Annotated in this window: 7 protein-coding genes; all 7 read right to left on the minus strand. The window is 64.7% G+C overall.

From position 1 onward, the window contains the following. Positions 1–77 precede the first annotated feature (77 nt). Positions 78–713: a hypothetical protein gene (locus H0484_RS14905; RefSeq protein ID WP_077565965.1), complete on the minus strand. Its 636-nt coding sequence runs from the start codon at positions 711–713 to the stop codon at positions 78–80. Next, entirely contained in the window at positions 710–1,288 is a 579-nt protein-coding gene (gene pilL2, locus H0484_RS14910; protein WP_077565967.1) for a PFGI-1 class ICE element type IV pilus protein PilL2, read from the minus strand. Before pilL2 ends, H0484_RS14905 begins: the two co-directional genes overlap by 4 nt. 219 nt (positions 1,289–1,507) lie before the next feature. Further along, a complete protein-coding gene (arsH, locus tag H0484_RS14915; RefSeq protein WP_077565990.1) occupies positions 1,508–2,230 on the minus strand; it encodes an arsenical resistance protein ArsH in 723 nt (240 codons plus the stop codon). Beyond that, positions 2,223–2,645 carry an arsenate reductase (glutaredoxin) gene (gene arsC / locus H0484_RS14920; RefSeq protein WP_077565969.1) on the minus strand — a complete coding sequence of 141 codons (423 nt, stop codon included), beginning with the start codon at positions 2,643–2,645 and terminating at the stop codon, positions 2,223–2,225. Before arsC ends, arsH begins: the two co-directional genes overlap by 8 nt. Before the next feature lie 14 nt (positions 2,646–2,659). Continuing rightward, entirely contained in the window at positions 2,660–2,899 is a 240-nt protein-coding gene (locus H0484_RS14925) for a hypothetical protein (RefSeq protein ID WP_106685113.1), read from the minus strand. Further along, positions 2,896–3,717 carry an arsenite methyltransferase gene (locus H0484_RS14930; protein ID WP_106685114.1) on the minus strand — a complete coding sequence of 274 codons (822 nt, stop codon included), beginning with the start codon at positions 3,715–3,717 and terminating at the stop codon, positions 2,896–2,898. The genes H0484_RS14925 and H0484_RS14930 overlap by 4 nt, the downstream gene beginning before the upstream one ends. Before the next feature lie 109 nt (positions 3,718–3,826). Continuing rightward, a partial coding sequence (locus H0484_RS14935) for an arsenic resistance protein (protein WP_226955433.1) occupies positions 3,827–4,594 on the minus strand: 768 nt, incomplete at its 5' end.

A 4,594-nucleotide genomic window follows, 5' to 3' on the forward strand; every position in this document is an offset into this window, starting at 1 on the left:
CGCCCCGGCGGGCAACTGGGCAGACGCGAGCAGAAGCGCGGAAAGGATGATGGCTGGCTTCATGTCGTGTCCTCAGCTCAAGGGATCGCCACGCGACGGGTCTGGTCGCCGGTCTGGAACACGGCGGTGCTGCCCTCGACCGCCTGCAAGCGCCACGAGCCGATCGCATCGCCTGAAAGCAGCACCTGAAGCTGGTCGGGCGTGAAGTCCCCGCTGCTCGGCGCGACGGACAGGCTGCGCTGGCCGGCGCGAAGTTCGGCGCCGACAATGCGGAACGGCAGTGGCGGCGGCTCGGGCTTGGCGGTGACGGGTTGGCTCGGGGAGCGCCGCTGGGCTGGCGTTGTGGCACGCGGGGTGGTCTGGCGTGCCCTGATCTGCTCGACCTCCTTGCGCAGCGCCAGAACGTCGTCGGCAGTGGCATGACCGCCCATCGTCTGCTCGATTTGGGCGATGCGTGCCTCCAGCGCTTGGCGGGTGTCCTGCAGGCCTGCGGCGGTGGCGGCTGCGGGCTGCTGCTGCATGGTCGCGGCCAGCCCGGCTACCTGGGCTTCGAGGCGTTGCAGCCGGGTGTCGAGCCGCTGCTGGTCGGCCTGATCGTTTATCGCCTGGTGGCCCCGAAGTGCGAAGACACTGAGGCCAATCAGCCAAAGCCACAGCAGGCTCTGCACCACCACGGTGAAGGTCGGGCGCCGGAGAGACTGCGTGGGGTTCATGGCTGGCCTCCCGAAATGGAAGGAGGCAGCGGGAACGTCTGCGCCGCTTCGGCGGCGGGCAGCCCGGGAACCGGCTCGGTGCCTGCATCGCGACCGGGCTGCTCGAAGCAGACCTGCCGTGTCCGGTCATCTGCGTGCACTTCCCAGGCCGGGCCGGCCAGGGTGAGCAGCGCATCGCGCAAGGTCATGGGGCCGAGATGTAGATGCGCCGCTGGCAGCGGCAGCGCGTACAGCGCGGTCACCGCGTGCGCGGTCTCGCAAAGCTGGTAGCCGCTGCGCTTGAGTACATGCCGCAGCCCGTCGCCGACCGTGGCACGGGCATCCTCGGGCATAGACACGTCGATGGTCTGCAACAGCAAGTCACGCTGCGCCGCCGAGGGTGCCAGCTCGACCAGCGTGTAGCGGCCATAGCGCACGACGGGAATGAACTCAGAGGCCTCGGGTTCGGGAACGGAGGCGACTTCTTCTATGGCGTTTGGCACCAGTGGCGCGGTCGTGGTGGCGCAGCCGCTGGCTAGCGCTGCAGCCAGGAGACCAGCGCCGACCAGACGCCGGGATACTTGGATTGCGGGCATGACATCGGCTCTTCTGTTGCGATGCCGATACCTTGGCGGCGCGCCGCCGCACGGTCAGCCAGGAATGCGATCTGCGGGCTACCCGTTTTCAGAGGTACGCCCCTGACGCCAGCCGCATATCGTCAAGGCGGCACAAGAGGCGCAGCCGTTGTTGCGCATCACCAGCCGTGCATGGATCAGCCTGGGCTGCGCCTCAGCAAGGAGCCAACACATGAGTTCTCATATCGCCGCTTGATCGACCCGCCGGCTCAGGGCTTTGGCGCTTTCCTTGCGCTCGCTGTAGCGATCCACTAGATAGGGCGCCACATCGCGCGTGAGCAGCGAGAACTTCATCAGCTCTTCCATCACATCCACGATGCGGTCGTAATAGGCAGAGGGCTTCATGCGTCCTGCTTCATCAAACTCCTGGTATGCCTTGGCCACCGAGGACTGGTTGGGAATGGTCAGCATCCGCATCCAGCGGCCCAACACGCGCATCTGGTTGATGGCATTGAAGGATTGAGAACCGCCCGATACCTGCATCACCGCCAGCGTCTTGCCCTGAGTGGGGCGCACCGCGCCGATGGACAGTGGAATCCAGTCGATCTGCGTTTTCATCAGGCCGGTCATGGCGCCGTGGCGCTCAGGCGAACTCCACACCATGCTTTCGGCCCATTGCACCAGTTCGTGCAGTTCCCTGACCTTCGGGTGATCGTGAGGCGCATCGTCCACCAGCGGCAGGCCCGAGGGGTTGAACATTCGCGTTTCGCCACCGAGCGCACGCAGGATGCGCGCCGCTTCTTCGGCAGCCAGGCGGCTGAACGAGCGTTCGCGCAGTGAGCCGTAGAGCAGCAGGAAGCGCGGCGCGTGGGTGGCACGCTCGGGCGCCATCAGCCGCTGGGCATCGGGTTGCTGGAACAGCGCGGTGTCGATATTGGGCAGGTCAACTCTGGATTCAGACACGGCGGCCTTCCGCATTCACGACGGCTTCGCCGTCTTCCTTGCTGAATGCACCGCGCTGCGGCTGGGGCAGGATGTCCAACACCGTCTCCGAAGGCCGGCACAGCATGGTGCCCAGCGGCGTGACCACGATGGGGCGGTTGATAAGAATGGGGTGCTGGAGCATGAATCCGATCAACTGCTCGTCGCTCCATTTCGGGTCATCGAGACCCAGCTCGGCATAAGGCGTACCCTTTTCGCGCAGGACGGCACGTACCGGCACGCCCATGGCGGCGATCAGCGCTGTCAACGTGGCCCGGTCGGGCGGTGTCTTCAGGTACTCGATGACGACAGGCTCCTCGCCACTGTTACGGATCATGGCGAGCACGTTGCGCGATGTGCCGCAGGCGGGGTTGTGATAAATAGTGATTGGATTCATTGCTGTATGCCGACTCAGAAATTCGTAGGGTTGGGGATCTGTGTTCCAGTGGCCCAGGCGTATTCGATGGTTGCCAATATGCTGAGCAGCCCAAGCATGAGGTGGCCCAAGGCTGGGCCGCTCGGAACGTACAGCGCCATCCAAAGCGGCAGGTAGCGTTCGAATCGGCCCATAGGCGAGGCAGCGCGGGCCATGACACTCTCCAGCTCGCCAAGGCCCACAGGCGCTTTAGCACCCACGGGCCCTTCAGTCATGAGAGATGCGACGGCGTGGTGCCCGGCTTGATGGCTTCGATCGTGGCCGAGACGACGAAGTCGGTGACCTTGCGTCCCGGCGCCCAGTCCTTGATGAAGGTCTTCGACTCGTCTTTCGGCTGGATGCGGATCTGCTCGAATCCGGCGGCACGCATCATCGCCTCCAGGTCGGCAATCAGCGATGCGTTGCCCATGCACCCGGCAATGAGCGCGGCATCGTTGCGCATGTCCTCGGGCAGCGGGGCAGTCGCGACCACGTCGGAAATGGCCAGCCGCCCCCCGGCCTTGAGCACGCGGAAAGCCTCGCGGAACACCTGGGGCTTGTCGGGCGACAGGTTGATGACGCAATTGGAGATCACCACGTCGGCAACAGCATCGGCAATCGGCAGGTGCTCGATCTCGCCGAGGCGGAACTCCACGTTTTCGTATTGGCCCTTTAGCGCATTGGCACGCGCCTTGGAGACCATCTCCGGGGTCATGTCAACGCCGATCACCTGGCCGCTGTACCCCACCTCGCCAACGGCCAGGAAGCAGTCGAAGCCACCGCCCGATCCCAGGTCGACGACTGTTTCGCCCGACTTCAGTGCGGCAATGGCCTTGGGATTGCCGCAGCCCAGGCCCATGTCGGCGCCAGCAGGCGCCAGATCCAAGTCGGCCTGGCTGTAGCCCAGACGGGTGGAGATGAGCGTGTTGATGGCGCCATCGTCGCTGACGCCGCAGCAACTCGAAGCATTGCCGCTGCTTTGGCCCTTGTCGCTGGCCTGAGCCACCTGGGCATAGGCATTTCGCACGGTACGGCGATGCGCATCGTCACTCATTGGTGTCAACGATACGTTGGGCTGCGTCGCAGGGGTGCAGCAGGTATTCGGCTTATTCATAGATGGGCTCCTTGGGTTGGGATTCCAGATATCCGTTTGCCGACATTCGTCACGACGCTGCAAAACGCACGCGCGTGCGGTTGGCAAAAGCCACCAGGGACAGCATCACCGGCACCTCGACCAGCACGCCAACCACGGTGGCCAGCGCCGCGCCCGAGTTCAGGCCAAACAGACCAATGGCCACAGCCACCGCCAGCTCGAAGAAGTTGGACGTACCGATCAGCGCGCAGGGCGCGGCAATCGGGTGCGGCAGACGCCAGGCCCAGGCCCAGGCATAACCCAGGGCGAAAATGGCGTAGGACTGGATCAGGATGGGCACGGCAATCAGCGCAATCAGCATGGGCTGGGCCAGGATCACCGGACCCTGAAAGCCGAACAGCAGCACCACGGTGAGCAGCAGGCCGAGCATGGAGACAGGCTTGATGCGCGCGGTGAAGTCCGAGACGGCCGCCTCGCCGCCCTGGGCGGTCAGGCGCTTGCGCGTCCACCAGCCGGCGATCAGTGGGAGCACGATGTAGAGCACCACCGACAGCACCAAAGTCTCCCAGGGGATGGCGATCTCGGTCACGCCCAGCAGCAGAGCGACGATGGGTGCGAACGCCACCACCATCACCAGGTTGTTCACCGAAACCTGCACCAGCGTGTAGTTCGGGTCGCCACGGGTCATCTGTGACCACACGAAGACCATGGCAGGGCGCCTCGAAAAACCTCCGCCTCGCCCGCCCTTGGTAAAATTACGACGTCCTGAACCCCGCAGCCTGCACCGATGAAACCACGCACCGCCATCAAGACCGACCTGTTCGCCGACGAGCATCAC

Origin of the sequence: Mesopusillimonas faecipullorum, assembly GCF_020539505.1 — a bacterium.
Taxonomy (GTDB): domain Bacteria; phylum Pseudomonadota; class Gammaproteobacteria; order Burkholderiales; family Burkholderiaceae_B; genus Mesopusillimonas; species Mesopusillimonas faecipullorum.

Bases quoted from the DNA above. Each gene is read 5' to 3' on its own strand.
- H0484_RS14905 (WP_077565965.1), bottom strand. From the start codon at position 713: ATGAACCCCACGCAGTCTCTCCGGCGCCCGACCTTCACCGTGGTGGTG.
- pilL2 (WP_077565967.1), bottom strand. From the start codon at position 1,288: ATGCCCGCAATCCAAGTATCCCGGCGTCTGGTCGGCGCTGGTCTCCTG.
- arsC (WP_077565969.1), bottom strand. From the start codon at position 2,645: ATGAATCCAATCACTATTTATCACAACCCCGCCTGCGGCACATCGCGC.
- H0484_RS14925 (WP_106685113.1), bottom strand. From the start codon at position 2,899: ATGACTGAAGGGCCCGTGGGTGCTAAAGCGCCTGTGGGCCTTGGCGAG.
- H0484_RS14930 (WP_106685114.1), bottom strand. From the start codon at position 3,717: ATGAGTGACGATGCGCATCGCCGTACCGTGCGAAATGCCTATGCCCAG.